Source organism: Pseudomonas sp. NEEL19, assembly GCF_028751975.1.
GTDB classification, from domain to species: Bacteria; Pseudomonadota; Gammaproteobacteria; order Pseudomonadales; family Pseudomonadaceae; genus Aquipseudomonas; species Aquipseudomonas juntendi.
This window is the reverse complement of sequence record NZ_CP081491.1, coordinates 4,109,066-4,133,251: the sequence shown is the minus strand read 5'-3', so window position 1 is coordinate 4,133,251 and position 24,186 is coordinate 4,109,066. Positions and strand designations below refer to the sequence as shown.

24 protein-coding genes and 1 tRNA gene are annotated in these 24,186 nt (G+C 64.4%); 9 read left to right on the top strand and 16 right to left on the bottom strand.

The window, feature by feature from the left end; genetic code table 11:
- Positions 1 to 155 precede the first annotated feature (155 nt).
- Together K4A76_RS18355 and K4A76_RS18350 are read left to right on the top strand one after the other, a co-directional pair.
- Positions 156 to 773, top strand: a complete 618-nt coding sequence (locus K4A76_RS18355; protein ID WP_236185550.1) for a TPM domain-containing protein — start codon at positions 156 to 158, stop codon at positions 771 to 773.
- 257 nt (positions 774 to 1,030) lie between these two features.
- Positions 1,031 to 2,245 (top strand): class I SAM-dependent methyltransferase, encoded by a 1,215-nt coding sequence (locus K4A76_RS18350; RefSeq protein ID WP_274410870.1) that lies wholly within the window; start codon positions 1,031 to 1,033, stop codon positions 2,243 to 2,245.
- A gap of 39 nt (positions 2,246 to 2,284) precedes the next feature.
- Here K4A76_RS18350 and K4A76_RS18345 read toward each other — a convergent pair whose 3' ends face one another.
- Both K4A76_RS18345 and K4A76_RS18340 read right to left on the bottom strand, forming a co-directional pair.
- Entirely contained in the window at positions 2,285 to 3,295 is a 1,011-nt protein-coding gene (locus tag K4A76_RS18345) for a DUF4917 family protein (protein WP_274410869.1), read from the bottom strand.
- A 63-nt stretch (positions 3,296 to 3,358) separates the two neighbouring features.
- The gene (locus tag K4A76_RS18340; protein ID WP_274410868.1) at positions 3,359 to 5,065 is read right to left on the bottom strand and encodes a SulP family inorganic anion transporter; all 1,707 of its coding nucleotides are present in this window, start codon (positions 5,063 to 5,065) and stop codon (positions 3,359 to 3,361) included.
- Here K4A76_RS18340 and K4A76_RS18335 point away from each other — a divergent pair.
- Positions 5,064 to 5,246, top strand: coding sequence for a hypothetical protein (locus K4A76_RS18335; protein ID WP_009683073.1), 183 nt, complete (start codon positions 5,064 to 5,066; stop codon positions 5,244 to 5,246). The genes K4A76_RS18340 and K4A76_RS18335 overlap by 2 nt on opposite strands.
- Before the next feature lie 2 nt (positions 5,247 to 5,248).
- Here the strand turns inward: K4A76_RS18335 and K4A76_RS18330 are convergent.
- The 5 genes from K4A76_RS18330 to K4A76_RS18310 form a co-directional block, all read right to left on the bottom strand.
- Positions 5,249 to 5,322 (bottom strand) — tRNA-Gly (locus K4A76_RS18330).
- A gap of 110 nt (positions 5,323 to 5,432) precedes the next feature.
- On the bottom strand, positions 5,433 to 6,320 hold the full coding sequence (locus K4A76_RS18325; RefSeq protein WP_274410867.1) for an alpha/beta fold hydrolase: 888 nt from the start codon (positions 6,318 to 6,320) through the stop codon (positions 5,433 to 5,435).
- Positions 6,321 to 6,779: 459 nt separating this feature from the next.
- Positions 6,780 to 7,472: a pseudouridine synthase gene (locus tag K4A76_RS18320; RefSeq protein WP_274410866.1), complete on the bottom strand. Its 693-nt coding sequence runs from the start codon at positions 7,470 to 7,472 to the stop codon at positions 6,780 to 6,782.
- Positions 7,473 to 7,481: 9 nt separating this feature from the next.
- Entirely contained in the window at positions 7,482 to 7,694 is a 213-nt protein-coding gene (locus K4A76_RS18315; RefSeq protein WP_182367386.1) for a cysteine-rich CWC family protein, read from the bottom strand.
- Positions 7,691 to 9,166 carry a sensor domain-containing diguanylate cyclase gene (locus K4A76_RS18310; RefSeq protein ID WP_182367390.1) on the bottom strand — a complete coding sequence of 492 codons (1,476 nt, stop codon included), beginning with the start codon at positions 9,164 to 9,166 and terminating at the stop codon, positions 7,691 to 7,693. The genes K4A76_RS18315 and K4A76_RS18310 overlap by 4 nt, the downstream gene beginning before the upstream one ends.
- A gap of 212 nt (positions 9,167 to 9,378) precedes the next feature.
- On the opposite strand from K4A76_RS18310, the gene K4A76_RS18305 reads away from it, so the two are divergent.
- Entirely contained in the window at positions 9,379 to 9,837 is a 459-nt protein-coding gene (locus K4A76_RS18305) for a hypothetical protein (protein WP_029886127.1), read from the top strand.
- Positions 9,838 to 9,849: 12 nt separating this feature from the next.
- Here the strand turns inward: K4A76_RS18305 and K4A76_RS18300 are convergent, their stop codons facing one another.
- Positions 9,850 to 10,956, bottom strand: a complete 1,107-nt coding sequence (locus K4A76_RS18300) for an enoyl-CoA hydratase/isomerase family protein (protein WP_274410865.1) — start codon at positions 10,954 to 10,956, stop codon at positions 9,850 to 9,852.
- A 126-nt stretch (positions 10,957 to 11,082) separates the two neighbouring features.
- Here K4A76_RS18300 and ung point away from each other — a divergent pair, with 126 nt between their 5' ends.
- Positions 11,083 to 11,775 carry a uracil-DNA glycosylase gene (gene ung, locus K4A76_RS18295; RefSeq protein ID WP_009683066.1) on the top strand — a complete coding sequence of 231 codons (693 nt, stop codon included), beginning with the start codon at positions 11,083 to 11,085 and terminating at the stop codon, positions 11,773 to 11,775.
- 57 nt (positions 11,776 to 11,832) lie between these two features.
- Here the strand turns inward: ung and K4A76_RS18290 are convergent, their stop codons facing one another.
- The 5 genes from K4A76_RS18290 to K4A76_RS18270 all read right to left on the bottom strand — a co-directional run bounded on the left by K4A76_RS18290 (position 11,833) and on the right by K4A76_RS18270 (position 17,331).
- Entirely contained in the window at positions 11,833 to 12,864 is a 1,032-nt protein-coding gene (locus tag K4A76_RS18290) for an AbrB family transcriptional regulator (RefSeq protein WP_274412310.1), read from the bottom strand.
- On the bottom strand, positions 12,857 to 14,371 hold the full coding sequence (locus K4A76_RS18285) for a tripartite tricarboxylate transporter permease (RefSeq protein ID WP_009683064.1): 1,515 nt from the start codon (positions 14,369 to 14,371) through the stop codon (positions 12,857 to 12,859). The genes K4A76_RS18290 and K4A76_RS18285 overlap by 8 nt, the downstream gene beginning before the upstream one ends.
- A gap of 3 nt (positions 14,372 to 14,374) precedes the next feature.
- Positions 14,375 to 14,833, bottom strand: coding sequence for a tripartite tricarboxylate transporter TctB family protein (locus K4A76_RS18280; protein ID WP_274410864.1), 459 nt, complete (start codon positions 14,831 to 14,833; stop codon positions 14,375 to 14,377).
- Between the two features lie 182 nt (positions 14,834 to 15,015).
- Positions 15,016 to 15,996 carry a Bug family tripartite tricarboxylate transporter substrate binding protein gene (locus K4A76_RS18275; protein ID WP_054912178.1) on the bottom strand — a complete coding sequence of 327 codons (981 nt, stop codon included), beginning with the start codon at positions 15,994 to 15,996 and terminating at the stop codon, positions 15,016 to 15,018.
- A gap of 45 nt (positions 15,997 to 16,041) precedes the next feature.
- Positions 16,042 to 17,331 carry an OprD family porin gene (locus tag K4A76_RS18270; protein ID WP_009684775.1) on the bottom strand — a complete coding sequence of 430 codons (1,290 nt, stop codon included), beginning with the start codon at positions 17,329 to 17,331 and terminating at the stop codon, positions 16,042 to 16,044.
- A 198-nt stretch (positions 17,332 to 17,529) separates the two neighbouring features.
- On the opposite strand from K4A76_RS18270, the gene K4A76_RS18265 reads away from it, so the two are divergent.
- Entirely contained in the window at positions 17,530 to 18,201 is a 672-nt protein-coding gene (locus K4A76_RS18265) for a response regulator (RefSeq protein WP_009684774.1), read from the top strand.
- The gene (locus K4A76_RS18260; RefSeq protein ID WP_009684773.1) at positions 18,194 to 19,573 is read left to right on the top strand and encodes a sensor histidine kinase; all 1,380 of its coding nucleotides are present in this window, start codon (positions 18,194 to 18,196) and stop codon (positions 19,571 to 19,573) included. The genes K4A76_RS18265 and K4A76_RS18260 overlap by 8 nt, the downstream gene beginning before the upstream one ends.
- Positions 19,574 to 19,621: 48 nt before the next feature.
- On the opposite strand, the gene K4A76_RS18255 is transcribed toward K4A76_RS18260, so the two are convergent.
- A complete protein-coding gene (locus K4A76_RS18255) occupies positions 19,622 to 20,428 on the bottom strand; it encodes an HDOD domain-containing protein (RefSeq protein WP_274410863.1) in 807 nt (268 codons plus the stop codon).
- Positions 20,429 to 20,483: 55 nt separating this feature from the next.
- A complete protein-coding gene (gene ygfZ, locus K4A76_RS18250) occupies positions 20,484 to 21,425 on the bottom strand; it encodes a CAF17-like 4Fe-4S cluster assembly/insertion protein YgfZ (RefSeq protein WP_274410862.1) in 942 nt (313 codons plus the stop codon).
- Between the two features lie 133 nt (positions 21,426 to 21,558).
- Here ygfZ and K4A76_RS18245 point away from each other — a divergent pair, with 133 nt between their 5' ends.
- Both K4A76_RS18245 and K4A76_RS18240 read left to right on the top strand, forming a co-directional pair.
- Positions 21,559 to 21,813, top strand: a complete 255-nt coding sequence (locus tag K4A76_RS18245) for an FAD assembly factor SdhE (protein ID WP_009684770.1) — start codon at positions 21,559 to 21,561, stop codon at positions 21,811 to 21,813.
- Entirely contained in the window at positions 21,797 to 22,261 is a 465-nt protein-coding gene (locus K4A76_RS18240; protein ID WP_274410860.1) for a protein YgfX, read from the top strand. The genes K4A76_RS18245 and K4A76_RS18240 overlap by 17 nt, the downstream gene beginning before the upstream one ends.
- Here the strand turns inward: K4A76_RS18240 and nadB are convergent.
- Positions 22,248 to 23,852 (bottom strand): L-aspartate oxidase, encoded by a 1,605-nt coding sequence (gene nadB / locus K4A76_RS18235; protein WP_047149741.1) that lies wholly within the window; start codon positions 23,850 to 23,852, stop codon positions 22,248 to 22,250. The genes K4A76_RS18240 and nadB overlap by 14 nt on opposite strands.
- Positions 23,853 to 24,186 lie beyond the last annotated feature (334 nt).

The window sequence follows — 24,186 nt, the reverse complement described above, 5'->3', positions numbered from 1 at the left end:
AGGGTGATACGCGCGCGGCCGAAGTTTTCAGGCGGCTATTGTTGTACGATTTGCAGGCAATGCTTCCAGCGGCCGATTATGCCTGAATATGTCACCCGCGGACGAAGCCCCGTATGCCGGGACAACAACTATAAGAAAGCTCAGAGACCGACGGCATGACCCCTTTTGACGAGTATGATCAGCGGCAGATTGCCGAAGCCATAGCCCGTGCCGAGCGGCATACCGACGCCGAACTGGTGACGGTACTGGCGCGGCGTGCCGACGACTATGCGTATTGGCCGCTGCTCTGGGCTGCCGTGCTGGCACTGGCCGTGCCGGGCCTGCTGCAGTGGCTGCTGGGCTGGCCGGGCGTGCGTGGCTTGTTGGTGGCCAACATGCTGCTGTTTGTCGGCTTGTGCCTGCTGCTGCGCAGCCCGCGCCTGGCCGGCTGGCTGATCCCCCGGGTGCTGCGCCGCTGGCGTGCTTCGCGCCTGGCGCACCAGCAATTTCGTGAGCTGAACCTGCAGCGCACGGCGGCTGGCACGGGGGTGCTGATTTTCGTCAGCGAGGCGGAGCGGCATGTGGAAATACTGGTTGACCGCGGCATTGAGCACTGCCTGGATGCCAGCGCTCGGGCGGCACTCGTCAGCCGGTTTGCCGAACAGGTGCGCCAGGGGCGGACCCTGCAGGGTTTTGTCGAATGCATCGAGGCCTGCGGCGAGTTACTGAGCGAGCAGGTGCCACCGACCCATGCGCGTAACGAGCTGCCCAACCGCCTGGTGATTCTCGACTGAGGCAGCATGCAGGCGCGCACTTGGATAAGGGCAGGCAGTTCGGGGCTGCTGTGCAGCCCATCGTCAGCTCCTATTGAACAATCCATAACTTGTTGATTTAGCCGGGCCCATGTGGGAGCGTCGCGCTTGCGGCAGGTGTTTGCCACAAGCTATGCAGCGCCTGGCCTGGGCGTGACGCGGCCGTGGGTGGCCAAGGTATGCCTGGCCGCGCGGCACACGGTAGAATGAGCGTTCCGCTACCCAAGGCCCCTTTGTCCATGCCCGCCAGTCATTCCGCTTCCGCCGCGCCGGACGCACTCGCCCAGTTCCTCGACCTGCTGAACGCTGCCCTGCAGGGCGGCACGTTAAGCAAGCTGGTGCTGGCGCGCCATGTCGGTGCCGACCAGACCCTGCAACGAATCATCGCCAAGCCGCTGCAGGTCAAGGGCCAGCCCTGCCTGTCGCTGGTCTACCGTCACCAGACCCGAGACATCACCCGCAACCTGGCCCTGGACGATGCCTTGACGCTGGTGGCCGAGTTGCTGCCGGGCAGCTTCCGTAACGCCCACCTCTTCGATGCCGACGGCGAAGTACAGCTGACCTTCAGCAAGAAGGGCAAGCCGATGCTTCAGCGCCATGGCGCACAAGCCCCGCGCGAGGCCGCGCCCGCCAGTGGCCATGACCGTGAGAAAAAACGCTACCTGGAGCTGTCGCGCCCATTCCTGCGCGACCTTGGCGTGACCGACGCGCAGGGGGCACTGATCCCGTCCATGTCGCGCAAGTGGAAGCAGATCAACAAGTTCATCGAGGTCTTCGACCACGCCCTGGCCAGCGCCCCGGTGCCGACACAGCAGGTACTCCGGGTGGCCGACTTTGGCTCGGGCAAGGGCTACCTGACCTTCGCCATGCATGATTACCTGCGCAATACGTTGGGCCGCGAAGCGCAGGTGACCGGGGTTGAACTGCGCCAGGACATGGTCGACCTGTGCAACGCCGCCGCGGTGCGGCTGCAGCATGCGGGCCTGGAGTTCCAGTGTGGTGACGTGCGCAGCGTGGTGCCCGACGCCATCGAGGTGATGATCGCCCTGCATGCCTGTGACATCGCTACCGACTATGCCATCCATACCGGCATCCGCAGCAATGCCGCGATCATCATGTGTTCGCCGTGCTGCCACAAGCAGATCCGCCCGCAACTGCACAGCCCGGGCCTGCTGCAGCCAATGCTGCAGTACGGCCTGCACCTGGGCCAGCAGGCCGAAATGCTCACGGACAGCTTGCGGGCGCTGTACCTGGAGGCCTGTGGTTATGAGACCAAGGTGTTCGAGTTCATCTCCCTGGAGCACACCAACAAGAACAAGATGATTCTTGCGGTGAAGCGGCGCCAGCCGGGCGACAACCGTGCGCTGCTGGAGAAAATCGCTCAGCTCAAGGCGTTCTATGGGGTGCAGGAGCATTGCCTGGAGACGCTGTTGCGAGTTGACGGGCTGCTTTGAGGCGGCACTGGCCCCTTCAACAGGCGTTTGAAGCTGGCCTCAACCTCGGGTGAACACGGCTTCGATAGACAGCGATGCCTGGCCCAGCGGATGCGTCGTGGCATCGAAGAAGTGCAGTGACGTGCCCGGCATGGCGCCCAGGCGATCGACGAAATGCTGCTTCTGGTTGATCACCGACGCTTCACTCAACGGCCGAATGGCGATCGCCAGGTGCTTGGGCCCGGCCATTCGAATGGCGTCGAGCAGGTGCTGGTCAGTGCTGTCCAGGTGCTGCCCGAACAGGCACAGGCCACGGTTTTCCTGGGCCAACTGCCCCAGGCACCAGCTGAGGTAGTCCGAGTGGCGGATGGCGCGCAGTTTCTCGTCGCTGCGGTCTTCATTGACGAACAGCGGCACCTCACCGGGAATGTTCACGGCAAAACCTTCCAGCAGCTCGGCGCTCTCGGCGCTGCGTTGACGGGTGGTGCCGTCGGGTTGCTTGAGCAGGTGCAAGCCACCGTGCAGGTGCATCACCCGGGTACCCTCGCTGCTGCGCCGGCGCACATCAAAGTAACCCTGCTCGTCGAACAGGTCGGCGAAGCCCTGAGGGGCATGTTGCAGGGCCCAAGGCAGCAGCAGGTCGTAGTTGCTGGTGTAGACGCTGCGATAGCCACGCAAGGCCTGATTGAGCACGGCCAGGGTTGCCGGGGGCATCAGCCGCCAGGGCAGATGCACGGTGCGCACGGCGTGGATCAGCGCTTCCTTGATCGAGTAATAGCGGTTGAGCGGCGCAGTGGAGTTGATGGCGAGCGCAGCATTGGCGCGCACGGTGGTGTTGAGCGCGCTGAGCACCGGTTCGAACAGCTCCGTGTCCAAGGACTTGAACAGGGCCTGGTCGCTGATCGCCAGGCCTTTCTTGCGACCGGCGCGTTGCGCCTCCTCGAACAGCGAGAAATAGCCGAACGGCTTCCACACTGCGCGGCTGGCGCCGTTACCCAGCAGCAGGGCATCGCAGGGGTGGCGGGCGGCAAGTTGCGGCCAGGGCAGAAGAGGGGCGTCGAGTGCAGGCATGCTGGGTCCATTGGTGGTGCGGGCGCGGGGCGACTTTAGCATGTCAGGCGGGGGCAAGGGGTATCAACCCTGCCTGGCCGTCGGCACGCTGCGCTTACGGTTACGCCATACCCGGTAGGCCCGGATGCCGGCGCGCACCGAACCGAACAGCAATTTGTCCTCCATCTCGCGCGCCATGCCCGAGCGCACCAGCATGCGCAGGAAGCTGCCGCGGGCACGGGCGATGGCGAAGAAAATGCCCTGCGCGGCCAGGGTGTCGCGCACTTCACGCAATGCGGCCATGCCGCTGACATCGATACTGGTCACGGCCTCGGCATCGAACAATACGGCCTTGGGCTGGGCCTCGCCTTGCACCGCCTCGAGAAGGCGCATCTTGAAGTAGTCGGCATTGAAGAACAGGATTGCGTCGTCAAAACGGTAGACCACCAGGCCGGGCACCGTCCGCGCATCCTTGAACTTGCGAATGTCGACCTGGCCTTCGGTGCCCGGCAGCCAGCCGAGCACGGCGTCGGTAGGCTGGTAGATGCTGTACAGCAGGCGCAGTATCGCCAAGGTCACGGCAAACACGATGCCGGGCAGCACGCCCAGCCCCAGCACCCCCACGGTGGTCAGCAGGCACAGCCAGAATTCGAAACGGCTCAGGCGCCGAATGTGGCCCAATGACTTGATATCGATCAGCCCCCAGCCAGCCATCAGCAGCACCGCGCCCAGCGCCGCCTGTGGGATCCACGCCATGGGCGCGGTGAAAAACAAAAGGATCAAGGCGATCACCAGGGCGGCGACGATGCCGACCAGCTGGCTTTTGCCCCCGACCATGTCGTTGACAGCGGTGCGCGAATCGGCACCGCTGATGGCAAAACCCTGGGAAACCCCGGCGGCCAGATTGCTCACGCCCAACGCCACGAACTCGTGGTTGGCGTTGATGGCGTAGCCATGCCGGGCAGCGAAACTGCGCGCGGTGAGCATGGCGCTGCAGAAACTGACCGTGGCGATACCCAGGGCGTCGCGCAGCAGGCTTTTCATTTCGGCCAGGTTGCTGTGTGGCCAGGCCAGTTGCGGGATGCCGGCCGGCACCGGGCCGAGAATGGCGACGCCGAAGCGGTCGAGGCCGAACAGACCCACCAGCAGCATGAACAGCGCCACCACCGTTAGCGCGGCCGGCAGGCGCGGGTAGCGGCGTGGCAGCCAGATCAGCAGGCCCAGTGCGGCCAGGCCGATGCACAACGTCAACCCGTGGATTTCGCCCAGGCGCTGGAGGAAGTTGATCAGGCTGAGGATGAAACCGTCGCCCTCGATCCTGAACCCCACCACCTTGGACAACTGCCCGGCGATCAGGCTCAGGCCAATACCGTTGAGGTAGCCGATCAGAATCGGCCGCGAGAAGAAGCTGGCGATGAACCCGGCCCGCGCCAGGCCAGCGGCAATCAGCATGACCCCGACCAGCACGGTGACGATGACCGACAGCTCGGCAGTGCGTTGCGGTTCGCCCAAGGCCAGCGGCGCCACGGCCCCGGCAATCATGGCGCAGGTAGCCGCGTCGGGGCCGACCATCAACTGGCGCGAGCTCCCGATCAGCGCGTAGACCATCATCGGCAGCACACAGGCGTACAGGCCGTACTGCGGCGGCAAGCCCACGATCTGGGCGTAGGCGATGGCAATCGGGATCTGGATGGCCGCCACCGACAGCCCTGCCTGCAGGTCGGCGTGCAGCCATTCGCGGCGGTAGTGCAGCAGGTTGGCAAGGCCCGGTAGCCAGCGGGAGAGCAACATGCGTCGTCCTTTCGAAATGTTTCACGAAACCTTGGGTGCATTGAAACGGATCGACAGGCAATTGGCCATGCTGCTGATCATCGAAAGCAGCAGATCGAAGCGATTGGCAGAAACGAAAAAAGGAGCGAACGCTCCTTTTGACAGCGATGACGTTGCCGGAACGCCATGCGGGGGAATGTAATGTGGAGCGGGTAGAGGGAATCGAACCCTCAACTAAAGCTTGGGAAGCTTTCGTTTTACCACTAAACTATACCCGCCTTACGCCGCACTTTTTACCAGAACCCTGCGCGAAATAGAAGCCCACGTTATAAAAAAAGCGTGTCGGCGCCCCATGCCGGCGGGTATCCGCACCAAGGCGCCGAGTTGCTCAGATAGCCAGTGCATGCTGCCCCTGTTGCAGCGGCTGGTAACGTTGCCGGGCTTCACGCAGGGTTGGCTTGAGGAAGCCCAGCATGGCACTGCGGGTGTCCTCGCAGGCGGCCTTGGTCTCCATGTCCAGAAAGTGCCCTGCACCGCGGATAACCCCAAACTGGCTGCGCCCCACGTGTTTGCCGAACTGCCGTGCATCTGCGGCCGTGGTGTACTCGTCGCGTTCACCATTGATGAACAACACCGGAATATCGATAGCGCGCGCGCCCTCCAGTGCCCGTGCCAGGTCATGTTGCAGCACCTGGTTGATGTGGAAGTGCATCTGCGCGTATTCGTGGCTGTCCAGGCTGCTGACGTGCCGGTAGTTGAACCGCTTGAACAGCGACGGCAGGTACTTGCCGATGGTGTCGTTGATCAGGTTGCCCACCTGATAGCGGTCGCAGGCGGCCAGGTACTGGCAACCGCGCGCCAGGTAGTCGCGCATTGGTTCATTGATCACCGGCGAAAACGAACTCACCACGGCCTTCTTCACATACCGCGGCTGGTGCGCCAGTGCCAGTAGCGTGCTGGCACCGCCCCACGAGAACGACATCACGTGGTCGGCCTGGAAGTGATCGATCAGTTCAAGGAGGATATGCGCCTCGGTCTCCTTGCTGATCAGCCGTTCGTGGCGGTTGTGCGGTTTGGATTTGCCCGCGTAGGGCTGGTCGAACAGGACGACATTGAACTGCGGGTGCAGGTTGCGCACCGTCTGGGCGAACGAGGCTGTGGTGGCCAGCGAGCCGTTGATCAGGATGATCGTATTCTCAGCCGCATCCGCGCGATAGAACTCCGTGTAAACCCGATACTGACCTTGAATATCAAGTACAGCGATTTCTGGCCTCATGTCATCGACTCCTGGCGCAAAAAGGGTATTCGCGTCACCTGGTGGCTTGTCGCGGAAACGGGTCGTTCACTTTTGGCGGCGGCTTGGCCGAACACTCAAGCCACTGGCCCAAAGCGAGCGCATTCCCGAAACAGGACATCAGGGTGCACGTTCTTTATGACAGGTAGGCATTCGCCTGAAGAGTAACCGGGGCCCTGTGTCGATCCTTGGCACTTGCGTCGACGGTGTTGTTGTATGGCGGGCAATCTGCCGTGCCCCAAGGCATCTAGGCCCTGGGTGGCCGACAAAAAGTGTCTGGGTCTACGATCGTGACTTAGCGGTCACATGCAGACTGACGATTGGGATTCAAGCAGGGGGGCGGGGATCCTGCAAGTGCCGTTCGGGCTTAATTGTGACGTTTGGCGCTGAGCGGTCGTATGGCGCGCGCTCAGCGGTAGGTTGCGCGAGTTCGTGGGCGGGCTAGACGGTGCCTATTTCTTCCGGCGTGAGTTGCCGAAAGGCGCCGGGCGCCAACCCCGGGTCGAGCCGGATCGCCCCCATGCTCTCCCGATGCAGCCCCACGACCTTGTTGTCGAAAAACCCGAACATGCGTTTGACCTGGTGATAGCGCCCTTCGACAATCGCCAGCCGCGCCTGGCGCGGCCCTAGAATGTCCAACTGGGCGGGCTGGGTGGTGAGGTTCTCAAAGGCGAAGTAGAAGCCTTCACGGAACTTGGCCACATAGTGCTCGGCAATCTCGTCCTCGGTTTCCACCAGGTAGTGCTTGGGCAGCTTCGTCGCTGGCTGGGTCAGGCGTCGTGACCATTGGCCATCGTTGGTCAGGATCATCAGGCCGGTGGTGTTGAAGTCCAGGCGCCCGGCGATGTGCAGGTCTGCACGCAGCGCCGCCGGCAACAGTTCGAGCACAGTGGGGTGCTGTGGGTCGTGGGTCGCGCTCACGCAGCCGGCCGGCTTGTGCAGCATCAGGTAGCGCGCCGGGCGGCCAGCCTGCAGCAACTGCTCGTCCAGTTGCACCCGGCTGAACTCCCGCACCTCGGCCAGCGGGTCGCTGATGACCTGGCCATCCAGGCGCACACGGCGCTGGGCCAGCATCAGCCGGGCTTGCTGGCGGTTGCAGTGGGGCAGGTTGGCAAGGAAACGATCGAGGCGCATGGCTTGGCGTCAGCTGGAAGGGCGTGATTGGAGTTGGTCTTCAACGGCGGCGCAGCGCGGGCACAGGCAGGCCTTGTCCCGCAGCGCGGCGGGCAGTGCCTGGAGCACGCTCGGGTCGATGGTCACACCGTAGCACCAGCAGGCCTGGGGGGCGCGGCGTGGGTCGGCCAGGCTGCAGTGGTTGAGCGCGCCGCAAGCGGGGCAGTGTTGCTGATCAGTCATGGGGTTTCGCTACAGACACGGTTGCGGCCAGCCTGTTTGGCACGATAAAGGGCACGGTCGGCGCGGGTCAGCAGGGCGTGCAGGGTATCCCCCGGTCGCAGGCTGCTCAGGCCGATGCTGGTGGTCAGGCGCAGTGGCTGGTCGTCGTAGCTGAAGGTCAGCTGTTCGGTGCGCTGGCGGATCTTTTCGGCCACCTCGATGGCGTGCCGACCCTCGGCTTCACGCAGCAGCACGATGAATTCCTCGCCACCCCAGCGGCACAGTATATCCGACTGGCGCAGGCTGCTTTGCAGCACATTGGCGAACTGGCGCAGCACTTCGTCGCCTGCCAGGTGGCCATGGGTATCGTTCAGCGCCTTGAAGTGGTCCAGGTCGAACAGCAACGCCACCAGTGGGCCACTGTCGCGCTGGGCTTCGCGCAGGGCCTGGGCAGCCAGCAGGTCGAAGCTGCGCCGGTTGAGCAGGCCGGTGAGGCTGTCGAGGGTCGCCAGGGCCTCTGTGCTGGCCTGATGGCGGCGGACCATGGCGTGTACCAGTGCCAGTACCACCAGGGTGATCATGGTGCAGATCGCCAGGTTCAGGTACAGCGAGTGACGAATGCGATCGAGCGCGCCGGTTTCCCGTTTGTCCACCAGCAGGTACCAGTCCAGCTCAGGCAACTGGCGCACGTTGAGGAAGTGGCTGTGCTGGTCGCTGTCACGGTACTCGTGGCTGCCTTCACTGGGTACAGGCCGTTCGGCCAGCAGGTCCTGCAGTTCGGGGTTGGCACTGAGCTGCTGGCCCACCTGTAGGCCATGCGGGCCGCCTGCCGAGCCGGTCAGCAGCACCTTGCCCTTGGCGTCGGTGAACAGCACCGCGCGCTGGTAGCGTTGTTGATAGCGGTCGATCAGCTTGACCACCGACGATACGCTCAGGCCGACACCGGCGGCGCCGATGAAGCGTTGCTGATAGTCATGCACCTGATAGTTGATGAATACGGTCAGGCTGTCATGGTTGGCCATGTCGAGGTCGACGTTGATCTCATAAGGCGCCTTGAGGTCACGCAGGCGGAAGTACCAGGCGTCGCGCCAGGCGCCAGGGTCGACATGCTTGAGCACCCCCTTGGCCTGGTAGTAGGTCAGGGTGCGGTCGGACACGAAAAATGAGGTGAAGGTGTCCTGCTTGCCCATGACCTCCCCCAGGTAGCGGGTCATGCGTGCGGTGTCCTGCTCGCCGGACAGCACCCAGTCGCGCAGGAAGGTGTCCTGGGCCATCATCGAGGCGATCAGTACCGGGCGAATCAGGTCTTTCTGGATTTCCGAGTAGACCGTGTCGGAGGTCAGCGGCAACTCGGTATTGATGATGCCGTCACGGATAGCGCTGCGCGAAGCGAAGTAACTGAGCAGCGAGGTGGCGAGAAAGCCGCAGGCCAGCAGCAACAGGAGGGTGAAGATCAGCGAACGCTGCGAAAACAGGGTGGAACGTAAAGGCATGATCTTCCCATGATGTGTGCCGAGCCGCCCATTCTAGTGAGGTGGCCTTGAAATGACTGCAAGTTTTTCGGTGCCCGGGCAGCTGTATCAAATTATTGCAGGAATGGCACTGCACCTTGTTACCGGTGTCTTATTCAATGTCGATGAACACATTTCGCATCGACGCCCGACAGCGCCGCTGTGCGGGCACTCCAGCGGTCCAGGAGGCCGCCATGTCCTATCGAATCCTGTTGATCGCCCTGCTGGGGTCGATGACTTCCGCCTGCGCGCCTTACTACGAGAGTGGCAGCTACTACCGCTCCGACTATTACACCAGCGACCGCTATGCAGCGCCCGGGTACTACCGTTATGACCGTTACTACGTGGCGCCACAGCCACGCTACTACTACCAGCCGGCACCACGCTACTACTACCAGCCCGCCCCGCGTTACCGCTATCAGCCCGCACCCAACTACCGGCCGCAGCCTCGCCCGCCGGTGACCCAGTGGCACGGTAACCCACGTCATGACTATGGCAACCGCCAGCGTGATGACTACCGGGGTGACCGGGACCGGCACGACTACCGCGATGGCAGCCAGCGCTACCCGCGGGGCGGCTGGCAATCCAATGGGCCAGGCAATGGCGGTGGGCCAGGTGATGGGCCGCGCGGGCAGGGGCAATGGCAGCGCTAGGCAGCCACTGCACTAACCCAGGTCCGCCAGCGGGTGCCTGCCCTCCCACACCTTGGCGAAGTGCGCCTCAACCACCGCTGCGGGCACCTGCGCCACATCCGGCCAGTGCCAGCGCGGCTGGTTGTCCTTGTCCAGCAGGCGGGCGCGTACCCCTTCACTGAACTCCGGGTGGCGGCAGCAGTTCAGGCTCATGCAGTACTCCATCTGCAACACTTGCGCCAGTGACAGGTGTCGCGCCCGGCGAATCTGCTCCCAAACCAGATGGGCGGTCAGCGGGCAGCCTTGCTGCAGCCGTTGGCCGGCGTCGGCCAGCAATGGGTCGTCATGGTGCTTCAGGTTTTCCAGCGCGCGCCATGCGGCAGCCGCATCGGCAACATCGAGCAGCGCGTCGATCACTGCCCGGCGCGGCAACCATTGAGCGGCCGGTAATTCGGCACACACGCGGTGCTGTTCGGCCTTGAGCAGGCTGTTGAGCTGCAAAGCGGTGTGTTCCTGCCAGTTCAGTTGCAGCAGCTCATCGACCAGGGTTTCTTGCTGGTGCTCACCCAGGAAGCGGTCGGCCAAACCCAGGTCCAGGGCATCGCGGGCGTTGAGCGGGGCGCCGGTCAGGCCAAGGAACAGCCCCAGTTTGCCTGGCAGCCGGGCCAGGAACCAGCTGGCGCCCACGTCCGGGTAGAAGCCGATGCTGACCTCCGGCATGGCCAGACGGCTGCTGGGTGTGACAATGCGCACGTTGGCGCCTTGCAGCAACCCCATGCCGCCGCCCAGAACATGGCCATGCCCCCAGCACAGTAACGGTTTGGGGTAGGTGTGCAGGCTGTAGTCCAGGCGGTATTCGGCGGCGAAGAAGGTGGCGGCCAGCGGTGGCACGCTGCCAGGTTGATCGCGGCAAGCCTGGGCCAGCGCGCGCACATCACCTCCCGCACAGAATGCCTTGGCGCCGCTGCCACGCAACAGCACGCAGACCACCCCGGGGTCGCGCGCCCACGCCTGCAGCTGGTCGCCCAGCGCCTCGATCATGGGCAGGGTCAGGGCATTGAGCGCCATGGGCGCATCGAGGGTGGCGATGCCCATGCGGGCGCCATCGGCGCCGGTAAGCACCTCGCAATGAATGGTCATGGACTACCTCGCGCAAGTCATGGCCCAAGTATGGCTTGCCTGGCCAATCATGCCGGTCGTCGGTCGGATCGTTTGACAAGCGGGTAGGGCTTACCTAGTGTCGCGCCATTGTTTATGGAAGGCCCCATGACTGACGACGACCGTATCAAACTCGAACCCAGCTGGAAGGCCGCGTTGCGCGGTGAGTTCGACCAGCCCTACATGCATCAGCTGCGCGAGTTCCTGCGTAGCGAGTACGCTGCCGGCAAGCAGATCTACCCGCCAGGGCCGCTGATCTTCAACGCGCTCAACTCGACACCGCTGCAACAGGTGAAAGTGGTGATCCTCGGCCAGGACCCTTACCACGGGCCGGGCCAGGCGCACGGCTTGTGCTTCTCGGTGCAACCCGGGGTGGCCACGCCGCCGTCGCTGGTCAATATCTACAAAGAGTTGCAGCGGGACCTGAACATCCCGATCGCCAGCCACGGCTACCTGCAAAGCTGGGCCGAGCAAGGCGTGCTGCTGCTCAACACCACCATGACGGTCGAGCGCGCGAATGCGGCCTCGCATGCCAAGAAAGGCTGGGAGCACTTTACCGACCGGATCATCCAGGTCGTCAGCGAGCAGTGCCCGCACGTGGTGTTCCTGCTGTGGGGCGCCCATGCGCAGAGCAAGCAGAAGCTGATCGATGGCACCAAGCACCTGGTGCTGAAGTCGGTGCACCCGTCACCGTTGTCGGCTTACCGCGGCTTTCTCGGCTGCGGGCACTTCAGCCGCACCAACAGCTTCCTCGAGCAGCGCGGGTTGGCGCCGATCAACTGGGCGTTGCCGCCGTTGTAGTCATGTGGACTGGCGCAGCGCCTGGCCAGCGGGTTCGCCCCTCGCCGGGCGCCGCGTTCATCGAGGCCTGGCGTTCCACGCGCGGAACAACGGCTCGGCCAGAAACAGCACCAGCAGCAGCCGCATCACCTGCAGTGCCGTCACCAGCGGCACCGACAGCTGCAGTGTCTCTGCGGTCAAGCTCATTTCGGCAATCCCGCCTGGCATCATGCCCAGTGTCAGCGAGCGCAAGTCCAGTGCCGTCAGGACGCTCAGTGCCCAGGCTGCCAGGGCGGCAATGGCCATGCACAATGCCGTGGCCAGCAGGGTGCGGGCGAGAAACGATGGGGCGCGGCGGAAGAATTCGCGGTTGAAGTGGCAGGCCAGGGCGCTGCCAATCAACCATTGGCCGATCTGGCTGGCGCCGTTGGGCAGGGCGATCTGCAGGTTGGTGGCCAGGCTCACCGAGGCCGCCACCAGCAGTGGCCCGAACAGCCATGGGTTGGGCTGGCGCAAGCGCTGCCACAGCAGGGCCACGGCAATGCCCAGCGGGGCAATCAGGGCCAACCAGCTCCAACTTACGCTGCCTGCGTGGTTGAGCGCGACGCCGTCGCCCAGCAGGTACTTGAATATTGCCGGTACGCACAACACCACAGCCAGCACCCGCAGGCTCTGCGCGGCCGCCACCTGGCTGAGCACCGCGCCGTTGCGCGCGCCAAGGTTGACCATCTCTCCCGAACCGCCGGGCATGCTGGCGAAGAACGCAGTGGCGCGGTCCTCGCCGCTGCGCCTGAGCAGCCACACGCTGATCACGCTGGTCACGGTAGTGAACACCGCGCTGAAGAAAATCAGGACGAAGTGGCTGGCGACCTGCTCGATCACCGCCGGGGTGAAGTGCAGGCCAATGCCGATGCCGATGACCCACTGCCCGCATTTGCGGCCATTGGGTATTTCCGGCAATTGCCAGGGCGTCAGGCAGCGCACCAGGATGATCGCCAGCAGCGAGCCGATCATCCACGGCAAAGGCCAGCCGACCTTGCTGGCGGCAAAACCCCCAGCAAGGCCGACCAGCCCGGTTGCAACGTACAGCGGCAGTGACCGGTCAGGCATCTGCCATGGCCCGACGCTGCTGCGCACGTTTGCGCCAGATGCGCAGCAGCGGCAGGGTCAGCATGCACAGGGTCAGCACCCATACCGACAGGCTGATTGGGCTTGACCAGAGGATGCCCAGTTCACCGTTGGAAATCGACAGCGCGCGGCGCAGGTTCTGTTCCATCAGGCCGCCGAGGATGAAGCCCAGCAGGATCGGCGACAGCGGGAAGTCCAGCTTGCGCAGGATGTAGCCCATGATACCGATGCCGACCATCAGGAACAGGTCGAAGGTGGTGGCATGCACGGCGTACACGCCGATCGCGGTGATGATGGCGATCACCGGCACCAGCGCCCAGTTTGGTACGGCCAGGATGCGGGTGAAGATGCGGATCATCGGGATGTTGAGGATCACCAGCATGATGTTGGCGATGAACAGCGAAGCGATCAGGCCCCAGACGATGTCTGGCTGCTGCTCGAACAGCAGGGGGCCTGGGGTGATGTTGTACAGGGTCAGTGCACCGATCATCACCGCGGTGGTACCGGAGCCCGGTACGCCCAGCGTCAGCATGGGCACGAGGGCGCCACAGCAGGAAGCACCAATGGCGGTTTCGGGTGCCGCCAGGCCACGGGCGTCGCCCTTGCCGAACTTGCCGCTGGTGCCGGCGAGGCGTTTTTCGGTCATGTAGGCCACGGCGCTGGCCAGCGTGGCGCCAGCGCCCGGCAGCACGCCCATGATGAAACCGAGCAGGCCGCAGCGGATATTCACCACGAACACCGAAGCCGCTTCCTTGAAGTTGAACAGCATGCGCCCGGTGGCCTTGACCGCCTGGTGGCCATGGTGGGTCTTTTCCAGCAGCAGGAGGATTTCGCTGATCGAGAACAGGCCCAGTACCAACACCACGAACTGGATGCCATCGGCCAGGTGCACGCTGTCGCCGGTGAAGCGGTAGACGCCGCTGTTGGCGTCGATACCGACCGCCGACAGGAACAGCCCGATCAATGCGGCAATGAAGGTTTTCAGCGGTTTGTCACCGGCCATGCCGCCCAGGCAGACGATGGCGAACACCATCAGCACGAAGTACTCGGCGGGGCCGAAGGCAATCGCCCATTTGGCCAGCAGGGGGGCGAACAGCACCATGCCGCAGGTGGCGATGAGCGCACCGATGAACGAACTCCAGGCCGACAGCGACAGGGCAACGCCAGCCAGGCCCTGGCGGGCCATCGGGTAACCGTCGAGGGTGGTCATCACGGTCGAAGCCTCGCCCGGGATGTTCAGCAGAATCGAGCTGATACGCCCGCCGTATTCGCAGCCCAGGTACACCGCTGCCAGCAGGATCAGCGCCGATTCTGGCGGCAGGCCGAGGGCGAAGGCAATCGGGATCAGCAGGGCCACGCCGTTGATCGGGCCCAGGCCTGGCAGCAGGCCGACCACGGTGCCGATCAAGGTGCCGGACAGGGCGGTGACCAGGTTATAGGGGGACAGGGCAACGCCGAAGCCCTGGCCCAGATAGCTCAAGGTATCCATGTGTCAGTTCTCCAGTACGCTCAGCAGGCCAAGGGGCAGTGGCACGTCCATCACGCGGTCGAACAGCCAGTAGAGGAAGATGCTCATGCCCACCACCACCATGGCGCTGTGCAGCCAGCGGCCGCCATACAGGCGCGCCATGGGCAGGCCCACCAGGATGGCACTGAGAATGAAGCCCAAGGGTTCGAAGGTGGCGGCGAAAACCAGCAGCAGGCCGACACACGCGGCGATCTTGAAAAGGGTCGCGCGGTCCAGTTCTGGTTCGTCGTCCTTGCGCACGATCGGCGTCGGGCGGATAGCTAGGTACAGCAGGCCCAGGCCCATCAGGCCGAGCATCAGCAGTGGGTAGGCACGCGGGCCCACCGGCTCATAGGAAAACGCCGCCTGGTAGGGCCAGGCCATTATGGCAAGCACGGCGCACACCGCCAGCAAGACCAGGGCGAAGATGCGTTGCAGGATCATGAAAAAATCCTCGTTGAGATCGCTTGTAGGAGCGGCCTTGCGTCGCGATCGGCCGCGAAGCGGCCGCAAAACCAGCCACTGCGATCTGTCTGCAGCATCGCAAGGCATTTCCAGGGGCCGCTTAGCGGCCGATCGCGACGCAAGGCCGCTCCTACACAGGGAGGGTGGTGGATCCGGCAGGCTTACTGGATCAGGCCAAATTCCTTGGCCAGCGTCTTGTAGTCAGCCACTTGCTTCTTCACATAGCCGTCCAGTTCTTCGCCGGTCATGGCGAACGGGAACAGCTCGCGCTGGTCACGCAGTTTGGCGAAGTCTTCCGAAGCCAGCATCTTGTCGAACGACTGCTTCCACCAGGCGTAATCCTCGTCGCTGACCTTTGGCCCCAGGTAGAAACCGCGCACCACCGGCCAGACGATGTCATAACCCTGCTCCTTGGCAGTCGGGATGTCCTTCATCTCCGGCTCATCCAGGCGGTTTTCCGAGAACACCGCGAGGATGCGCATGTTGCCGCTCTGAATGTGCGGCATGGAGTCTGAAATGTCGGTCGAGCCCACCTGAATGTGGCCGCCCAGCAGGGCCGTGGCAATTTCGCCGCCGCCTTCCAGGGCCACGTAGCGCAGGTCGCGCGGGTTGATCCCGGCGGCCTTGGCGATCAGGGCGGTTTGCATCCAGTCCTGGCTGCCCACGGTGCCGCCAGAGCCGATCACCACTTTGCTCGGGTCTTTCTTCAGTGCTGCGACCAGGTCGTCGAGGGTCTTGTAGGGCGAGTCGCTCTTCACCGCGATGGCGCCGTAGCTGGTGCCGACCGCGGCCAGCCATTTCACGGCGTTTTCGTCGAAGCGGCCGAACTTGCCCTGGGCCAGGTTCAGCAACGAACCGCTGGACCAGGCCACCAGTGTGCCGGCGTCAGCCGGGCGTTGGGCGACCACGGCGTTGTACGCCACCGCGCCGACACCGCCGGGCATGTAGGTGACGCGCATGGGCTTGCTGAGGATCTTTTCCTGCACCAGGGCGCTTTGCACCAGCTTGCAGGTCAGGTCGAAACCGCCGCCCGGCGAGGCGGGGGCGATACATTCGGGGCGTTTCGGTTCGGCAGCGAGGGCGTTGCCGGCCAACAGCAGGCAGCCGGTAGCGAGGACGAGGCGGCGCAGTGAAAAGGTCATCGTCGATCTCCGTGAATGTTGTTGTTATCGGGTTAGGCTAGCGGCTTACCACAGCGCCACGCTGTAGCTCACCAGCAGCCGCACTTCGTCGGCATCGCGGGCGAGGTTGGAGCGGAATGTGGCGTTGCGCAAACGCACGGCCACGTTCTTCAACGGGCCGCTTTGTACGACGTACTTCATTTCGGTGTCGCGTTCCCACTCTTTGCCTTCGCCACCGGCGGCGCGGCTGACATTATCGCCGCTGATGTAGCGGGTCATGAAGGTCAGGCCGGGCACGCCCAGGGCGGCGAAGTTGTAGTCGTAGCGCGCCTGCCAGGAACGCTCGTCCTTGCCTGCGAAGTCGTTGATCTGCACGAAGTTGACCAGGTAGGGGTCGGCGCCATCCACATAAGGGAACGCGCTGTCGCCCGACAATTGCTGCCACGCGCCACTGACCTTGTGCCCACCCAGGGCGTAGCTGAGCATGCCGTTGAACGTGGTGTTGTCGATGTTGCCGGCCTTGGCGGCACCGGCGTCGTCGCTGATGGCCAGGCGCAGGTCGGCACCGAGGGTGCCTGGGCCCCACGGCTGGGTGGCGACCATGCCGATGAAGTGCTGGCGGTAGATATCGTCGAGCTGGGCGAAGTGATAGCTGCCGGTGATACGGTCGGTGAACTGGTAGTCGAGCCCACCCAGGGCCAGGTGATCGGCGCTGAACGAACCACCGAAGCGGCCATTCTTGTTGTTCAGGGCCAGATCTTCCCAATTGGTGTCGTTACGGTCCTTGGCTTTGTCCAGGCGCCCGCCAGTGAACGTCAGGCCCTTTATTTCCTTCGAGGTGAGCAGGCCGCCTTCGAAGGTTTGCGGCAGGATCCGGCCGTCGTTCGGTTGCAGGGTCGGCAGCTCGGGGATCAGCGTGCCGATCTTCAGTTCGGTCTGGGAGACCTTGACCTTGCCGGTCAGGCCCAGCTTGGAATATTCGTCGGCAGCCTTGCCGTCATCGTGGGTCGGCAGCAGGCCGGTATCGGTGCGGTCCGGGCTGGAGTCGAGCTTGATACCGAGCATGCCCAGCGCGTCCACGCCGAAGCCTACGGTGCCATCGGTGTAGCCGGACTCGAAGTTGAGCATGAAGCCCTGGGCCCATTCATCGCGCTTGGATTGTTGCGCGCTGGTGCCGTCGCGGAAATCGCGGTTGAAGTACATGTTGCGGGTTTCGAAGGTGGCCGTGCTGTCTTCGAAGAAGGCGGCCTGGCTCAGCGGGGCGACACCGGCGAGCGCCAGGGCGCTGGCGAGGGTGCTGGGGCGTGAGGCAAAGGAACGGGTAGGCGCAAACGCCTGCGGCTGTGCTGACAGCATCGTCGGTGACTCCGTTTATTGTTCTTATTCGTTGCACCTTGCTGGTGCTTTTTTCGGTGCGAGGCGCGACCGTAGGGCGATGCTAGGCAACGAACCTTTCGCTAACCTTTCAATCTGAAAGGTTGCCACAAGGGGCTTCACAGGCCCGGCGACAGCGGTACACTCCGCGCCATTGCCCCAGCCGAGAGGGAAAAACCGATGCGTGTGCTGCTGGTCGAAGACCACCTGCAACTGGCCGAAAGCGTGGCCTTGGCCTTGAAAAGCCTGGGTCTGACCGTGGATGTGCTGCATGACGGCGTGGCCGCCGACCTGGCCCTGGCCAGCGAAGAATACGCAGTGGCCGTGCTGGATGTCGGCTTGCCGCGCATGGATGGCTTTGAAGTGCTGGCGCGTTTGCGTGGGCGTGGCAAGACCCTGCCGGTGTTGATGCTGACCGCCCGCAGCGACGTCAAGGACCGGGTCCACGGCCTGAACCTGGGGGCCGATGACTACTTGGCCAAGCCGTTCGAGCTGACCGAGCTGGAAGCCCGGGTCAAAGCCCTGCTGCGGCGCAGCGTGCTCGGTGGGGAGCGCCAGCAGCGCTGCGGGCCGTTGGTGTACGACCTCGATACCCGGCGTTTTGCCCTTGGCGACGACAACCTGACCCTGACCTCCCGTGAGCAGAGTGTGCTGGAGGCGCTGATCGCCCGCCCGGGCCGGGTGATGAGCAAGGAGCAGCTGGCCGCCCAGGTCTTCGGCCTGGACGAGGAGGCCAGCCCCGATGCCATCGAAATCTACATCCACCGCTTGCGCAAGAAGCTCGACGGCCAACCGGTAGCCATCGTCACCTTCCGCGGCCTGGGCTACCTGCTAGAGCACCGCGATGCGTGACAATGGCAGCCTGCGCGGGCGCTTGATGGGCAACCTGGCGTTGCTGCTGGTGGTGCTGATGCTGGCCAGCGGCCTGAGCGCCTACTGGAATGGTCGCGAGGCTGCCGATACCGCCTACGACCGTACCCTGCTGGCCTCGGCACGGACCATCGCCGCGGGGCTGTCGCAGCGCGATGGCTCGCTGAGCGCCGACGTGCCTTACGTGGCGCTGGACACCTTCGCCTACGACAGCGCCGGGCGCATTTACTACACCGTGCTCGATATCCAGCAGCGGCTGATTTCCGGTTACGAGAACCTGCCGCCACCGCCGCCAGGCACGCCCCGCACCGACGATTACCCGGCGCTGGCGCGGTTCTACAACGCCACCTACCTGGGCCAGGACGTGCGCGTGGTCAGTTTGCTCAAGGCGGTGAGCGAGCCGAACATGAATGGCATGGCGGAAATCCGGGTGGCCGAGACCGAGGAGGCGCGGGTGAGCATGGCCCGCGGCTTGATGGCCGATACCTTGCTGCGCCTGGGCATGCTGGCGCTGGCGGCGCTGGTGATGGTGTGGTTCGCCGTCAGTGCGGCGCTGCGGCCGCTGGAGCGTCTGCGCACGGCGGTGGAGGAGCGCCAGCCCGACGACCTGCGGGCGCTGCCGGTGGTGCAGGTGCAGCGTGAGTTGGGCCCATTGGTGCGTGCCTTGAACCATTTCACAGAACGCCTGCGTGGCCAGTTCGAGCGCCAGGCCCAGTTCATTGCCGATGCCGCGCACGAACTGCGCACGCCGCTGGCGGCCTTGAAGGCGCGCGTCGAGTTGGGCCTGCGTTCGCCAGAGCCGCAGGCGTGGCGGGAAACATTGGAGTCTGCCGCCCAGGGCACCGACAGGTTGACCCACCTGGCCAACCAGTTGCTGTCATTGGCACGGGTGGAGAACGGCGCGCGGGCGATTGCCGAGGGCGGTGCGCAGCGCCTGGACTTGAGCCAACTGGCCCGGGAGCTGGGCATGGCCATGGCCCCCCTGGCGCACAAGCGCGGCGTTGCGCTGGCGCTGGAGGCCGAGGCGCCGGTCTGGCTGAAGGGCGAACCGACGTTGCTCAACGAGCTGTTGAGCAACCTGGTGGACAATGCCCTGGCGCATACACCGCAAGGCGGCAATGTGATCATCCGCGTGTTGGCCCCGGCCGTGCTGGAAGTGGAAGACGACGGGCCGGGCATTCCCGAGGCTGAGCGCGAGCGGGTCTTCGAGCGGTTCTACCGGCGCAGTGCGCAGGGCAGCGGGTTGGGGCTGGCCATCGTGGGCGAGATCTGCCGGGCGCACCTGGCGCAGGTGAGCCTGCATGATGGCGCGAAGGGCGGGTTGCGGGTACGGGTGAGTTTTATCGCGGACTGACGCGGTGCCTGTGCTGGCCCACCGCCGGCCAGCGCAGGTTTGAGCGGGTCAGCGCAACATGCTCCGCGCCTCAAGCAGCTCTTCCACCTCAAGCTCGGTACCGAACGGCAAGCCCAGGTGGCGGTACGCCGGCAGCGCCGCCAACGGCCGCTGGCGCCCACGTTGGCTGATGCAACGCGCGATCTGCACGATGTCGATGTAGTCGACCTTGTCAGTCTGGCGGTCCAGGTCCTGAACCTGCGAGGGCAGGTTGACCAATTGCTCCGGAAACTCCCACGCCTTGAGAATCTTGTCACCCAGCGCCGGCTGGATCTGCTCGATCACATAATGCAGGCACACCGCGTCGGACAGCAGTTCGTTGTGCTCTTCGGCGTAGATCAGCACGGGCAGCGCGCCAATCTGGTTGACCAGCCCACCCAGGGTCGCCTGCTCAGGTTTGAGCTGGGTGTAGCGGCGCGTGATTTCGTAACTGATGCCCGCCACTTCCAGGCTGTTGGCCCAAATTTCCCGCAATTTTTGCTCCACGGCCGACGAGCGGGCGTGGAAAATCTGCTCGATGACCAGGCCGATGGCGAGGTTGCAGCTGTAGTTGATGCCCAGCCGCGTGATGGCGGTGTGCAGGTCGGTCACTTCTACCGCCGCGCGCAGCAGTGGGCTGTTGACGACCTTGATCAGGCGCGCCGAAAGCGCCGCATCACGGCCGATCACCTTGCTCAGGGCCGCTACGCTGATCTCGCTGTCTTCTGCCGCCTCACGGATGCTCAAGGCAACTTCGGGCAGGGTCGGCAGGACCAGGTCATCCTTTTCGATGGCATCGAGCAACTGTGCTTGAACCATCTCGGCCAGCTTGTTCATGGGCGTGTCTACCGCAGTGGTGGTGCGGCCCCGCCACGCGGGCGGGGCAGGCTGGTCAGCGCTGGATTTCCCGGTCGCGGTCCAGTTCGTAAGGCAGGGTCAGCACCTGCAGGCGCGGGCCTTCCAGGCTGCCCAGGTGCAGGTTGTCGTCCTCTACCGCCTCGGCACTCAGCACGGCGAGCAATTCGCAGCCGGCACCGTTGCTGGCGGCCAGCACCACTTCACCGACCGACGAGCCGTGGGTGGGCGAGAAGATTTCCGCCCCCGGCGCCGGAACGGCGGCCTGGTCCAGCGCCAGACGGTACTGACGGCGCTTGAGCTTGCCCAGGTACTGCATCCGCGCGACGATCTCCTGGCCGGTGTAGCAGCCCTTCTTGAAGCTGACGCCATCGACGGCTTGCAGGTTGATCATCTGGGGAATGAACAGCTCGCGGGTCGGCCCCATGACCTGACCGATGCCAGCGCGGATCTGGCCGAGCAGCCAGTCGTTGAGACTGCCTTCGGGCAGGGCGGCGGCGAGGGCCTGGCGCACGGGCTCGGCGTTGTCCGCCGCTACCCACAGCTCTACGCGGCCGGCGGACACGGTGATCGCGATCAGCCCGGCCTGGCGCACGGTGCTGCCCGCGGCGCTGGGCAGGTCGATCCCCAGTGCTTGCAGTGCCGCTTCGCCCCCTTGCAGGCCGAAGCGTGCCCAGGCGCTGCTCTCATCGGTGAGCGTGGCCTTTGAAAACACGGCGTACTTCTTCAGGTCGGCCAATTGCGCCTCGAGCAGCTCGCTGGCCATGGCCAGCAGGTAGCCGTTGCCTTCGGGCAGGATACGGAAGCTCGACTGCATGCGCCCCTTGACCATGCAGCGGGCGCCGAGGCCGGCATGTTCCTGGCTGAGATAGTTGATGTTGCAGGTCAGCTGGCCTTGCAGGAACTTGCCTGCATCGGAGCCGCGGACGGCGAGGATGCCCTCGTGGGACAGGGGGCAGAAGAAAGCGGAATCGGCCATGGGTCATCGCGGTGGCTAAAGACTGGCGGCCATCATAGAACGCCGGTAACAAAATAGGTAGGTGAGTAGACCAACGCCCGGTGCCGCTGCGCTCGCCTGGCTGTATACTGGCGGGCCATTCGAGGAGGGCCCCATGGTCGAACAAACTGAACTCAACCGGCTGTTCTGGCACAGCCGCCGCGGCATGCTGGAACTGGACGTGCTGCTGGTGCCTTTCACCCAGGAAGTCTACCCCACCCTCAACGAGGCCGACCGCGAACTGTACGTGCGCCTGTTGAGCTGCGAGGATCAGGACATGTTCGGCTGGTTTATGGAGCGCACCGAGTCTGAAGACCCGGAGCTGCAGCGCATGGTCCGCATCATTCTGGACCGTGTCCAACCCAAGTGAGTGTTATGAGTGCCGCTGGCAGGGCTCGCGCCGGCTGCTGGCGGTCTACCTGGCATGCCAGGGGGTAGCCTGGCTTGCCGCGTGGGCAAGTGCGCTGCCAGCCTGGCTGGCGTTTACCCTCATCATTGCCTGCCTTGCCCACGCTGCCTGGGCGCTTCCCCGCCGTATTCTGTTGACCCATGAACAGGCCGTTACCGGCTTGCGCCGTGATGTGCGCGGCTGGCAGGTGTACACCCGTGGTGGTGGCTGGCAGCCGGTGCGGCTGTGCCGGGACAGCATCGCCCTGCCTGGGTTGGTGGTGGTGCGCTTTGAGCGCGCCGGGCGCTGGTTGGGGCAAAGCCAGTGTGTACCGCCGGATGCCCTGGGCGCGGATGAGCATCGGCGGTTGCGGGTGCGGTTGAAATTCAGCCGGCGGCGCTGGGGCGCTGCAGCGCTCAGGTCGGGCTGAGCACCGTGTCCTTTGCTTCGTCCAGCATGCCCGGGTAGTCCAGGGTGTAATGCAAGCCGCGGCTCTCCTTGCGCTGCATCGCCGACAGGATCATCAGCTCGGCCACCTGTGCCAGGTTGCGCAGTTCGATCAGGTCGCGGCTGACCTTGTAGTTACTGTAGAACTCGTCGATTTCATCCAGCAGCAACCGAATGCGGTGCTGCGCCCGCTGCAGGCGCTTGCTGGTGCGCACGATCCCCACGTAGTCCCACATGAACCGCCGCAACTCGTCCCAGTTGTGCGCGATGATCACGTCCTCGTCCGAATCGGTCACCTGGCTGGCGTCCCAACCCGGCAGAGCCCTTGGCATGCTCACCTGCTGCAGGTTGGCCTCGATGTCGGCAGCCGCGGCGCGGCCATACACAAAACACTCCAGCAGTGAGTTGCTGGCCATGCGGTTGGCGCCATGCAGGCCCGTGAAACTGGTTTCGCCAATCGCGTACAAACCCGGCACATCGGTGTGGCCGCGGTCGTCGACCATTACCCCGCCGCAGGTGTAGTGCGCGGCAGGCACCACCGGAATCGGCTGGCGGGTGATGTCGATGCCAAACGCCAGGCACCGCTCGTACACGGTGGGGAAGTGGCCCTTGATGAACTCGGCTGGCTTGTGGGTGATGTCCAGGTACACGCAGTCCACACCCAGGCGCTTCATTTCGTGGTCGATGGCGCGGGCGACGATATCGCGGGGCGCCAGTTCCTCGCGCGGGTCGAAACGTGGCATGAAACGCTCGCCATTGGGCAGGCGCAGCAGGGCGCCCTCCCCACGCAGGGCCTCGGTGATCAGGAAGCTCTTGGCCTGCGGGTGATACAGGCAGGTCGGGTGGAACTGGTTGAACTCCAGGTTCGCCACCCGGCAACCGGCCCGCCAGGCCATGGCAATGCCATCGCCACACGCGCCGTCGGGGTTGCTGGTGTACAGGTAGACCTTGGCCGCGCCGCCAGTGGCCAGCACGGTGAAGCGTGCCCCGAAGGTGTCGACCTCACCAGTGTTGCGGTTGAGCACATAGGCGCCCAGGCAGCGCTCGCCAGGCAGGCCCAGGCGCCGCTCGGTGATCAGGTCGACTGCCACGCGCTGTTCCAGCAGCTCGATATTCGGGCGCGAGCGGGCCTGCTTGAGCAGCGTGGTGAAAATGGCGGCACCGGTCGCATCGGCGGCGTGGATGATCCGCCGGTGGCTATGGCCGCCCTCACGGGTAAGGTGGAACTCGAAGCCGCCATCGTCGACGCTGTAGTGCTCGTCGCGGGTAAACGGTACGCCTTGTTCGATCAGCCACTGTATGGCCTCGCGGCTGTGTTCGACCGTGAAGCGTACGGCGTCTTCATGGCACAGGCCGCCGCCGGCATTGAGGGTATCCTCCACATGCGACTGCACTGTGTCGGTATTGTCCAGCACCGCAGCGACACCGCCCTGGGCCCAGAAGGTCGAGCCATTGGCCAGGTCGCCCTTGCTCAGCACGGCGATGCGCAGGTGGCTGGGGAGGTTGAGTGCCAGGCTGAGACCGGCGGCACCGCTGCCGATCACCAGGACATCATGTTGGAATTGTTGGCTCATGTCGGGACACTAGTAATCTTTGGAGGGGGCGCGGCACAATAGCCACGCGCAGGTGGCATAGTGAAACTATTGTTCGCTCGACCGGGCTGCCTTTATAGCAGCCCCCGGTGGCCAATTTCCATGCCAGCTGCCAGCGTGGCCAACCTTTGTGGGAACTTTCCGACATGGCCGGAAATCCTATGAAGGTTGCCCGCACGCCACAAATTGCCGCGGCGACGCAGGGCGGCAGGCCTGTCCCGGCTGTCCCTGCGTACACGTAACCTGATTATCGACGAAGCCGGCGATGACCGTGCCTCGTCTTCCGTGCAAGCCGACCAAGGGCTGCAGGAAACTT

Excerpts from the sequence above, each read along its gene's own strand:
- K4A76_RS18355 (WP_236185550.1), top strand. The coding sequence starts at position 156 with ATGACCCCTTTTGACGAGTATGATCAGCGGCAGATTGCCGAAGCCATA.
- K4A76_RS18350 (WP_274410870.1), top strand. The coding sequence starts at position 1,031 with ATGCCCGCCAGTCATTCCGCTTCCGCCGCGCCGGACGCACTCGCCCAG.
- K4A76_RS18345 (WP_274410869.1), bottom strand. The coding sequence starts at position 3,295 with ATGCCTGCACTCGACGCCCCTCTTCTGCCCTGGCCGCAACTTGCCGCC.
- K4A76_RS18335 (WP_009683073.1), top strand. The coding sequence starts at position 5,064 with ATGCGTCGTCCTTTCGAAATGTTTCACGAAACCTTGGGTGCATTGAAA.
- K4A76_RS18340 (WP_274410868.1), bottom strand. The coding sequence starts at position 5,065 with ATGTTGCTCTCCCGCTGGCTACCGGGCCTTGCCAACCTGCTGCACTAC.
- K4A76_RS18325 (WP_274410867.1), bottom strand. The coding sequence starts at position 6,320 with ATGAGGCCAGAAATCGCTGTACTTGATATTCAAGGTCAGTATCGGGTT.
- K4A76_RS18320 (WP_274410866.1), bottom strand. The coding sequence starts at position 7,472 with ATGCGCCTCGATCGTTTCCTTGCCAACCTGCCCCACTGCAACCGCCAG.
- K4A76_RS18315 (WP_182367386.1), bottom strand. The coding sequence starts at position 7,694 with ATGACTGATCAGCAACACTGCCCCGCTTGCGGCGCGCTCAACCACTGC.
- K4A76_RS18310 (WP_182367390.1), bottom strand. The coding sequence starts at position 9,166 with ATGCCTTTACGTTCCACCCTGTTTTCGCAGCGTTCGCTGATCTTCACC.
- K4A76_RS18305 (WP_029886127.1), top strand. The coding sequence starts at position 9,379 with ATGTCCTATCGAATCCTGTTGATCGCCCTGCTGGGGTCGATGACTTCC.
- K4A76_RS18300 (WP_274410865.1), bottom strand. The coding sequence starts at position 10,956 with ATGACCATTCATTGCGAGGTGCTTACCGGCGCCGATGGCGCCCGCATG.
- ung (WP_009683066.1), top strand. The coding sequence starts at position 11,083 with ATGACTGACGACGACCGTATCAAACTCGAACCCAGCTGGAAGGCCGCG.
- K4A76_RS18290 (WP_274412310.1), bottom strand. The coding sequence starts at position 12,864 with ATGCCTGACCGGTCACTGCCGCTGTACGTTGCAACCGGGCTGGTCGGC.
- K4A76_RS18285 (WP_009683064.1), bottom strand. The coding sequence starts at position 14,371 with ATGGATACCTTGAGCTATCTGGGCCAGGGCTTCGGCGTTGCCCTGTCC.
- K4A76_RS18280 (WP_274410864.1), bottom strand. The coding sequence starts at position 14,833 with ATGATCCTGCAACGCATCTTCGCCCTGGTCTTGCTGGCGGTGTGCGCC.
- K4A76_RS18275 (WP_054912178.1), bottom strand. The coding sequence starts at position 15,996 with ATGACCTTTTCACTGCGCCGCCTCGTCCTCGCTACCGGCTGCCTGCTG.
- K4A76_RS18270 (WP_009684775.1), bottom strand. The coding sequence starts at position 17,331 with ATGCTGTCAGCACAGCCGCAGGCGTTTGCGCCTACCCGTTCCTTTGCC.
- K4A76_RS18265 (WP_009684774.1), top strand. The coding sequence starts at position 17,530 with ATGCGTGTGCTGCTGGTCGAAGACCACCTGCAACTGGCCGAAAGCGTG.
- K4A76_RS18260 (WP_009684773.1), top strand. The coding sequence starts at position 18,194 with ATGCGTGACAATGGCAGCCTGCGCGGGCGCTTGATGGGCAACCTGGCG.
- K4A76_RS18255 (WP_274410863.1), bottom strand. The coding sequence starts at position 20,428 with ATGAACAAGCTGGCCGAGATGGTTCAAGCACAGTTGCTCGATGCCATC.
- ygfZ (WP_274410862.1), bottom strand. The coding sequence starts at position 21,425 with ATGGCCGATTCCGCTTTCTTCTGCCCCCTGTCCCACGAGGGCATCCTC.
- K4A76_RS18245 (WP_009684770.1), top strand. The coding sequence starts at position 21,559 with ATGGTCGAACAAACTGAACTCAACCGGCTGTTCTGGCACAGCCGCCGC.
- nadB (WP_047149741.1), bottom strand. The coding sequence starts at position 23,852 with ATGAGCCAACAATTCCAACATGATGTCCTGGTGATCGGCAGCGGTGCC.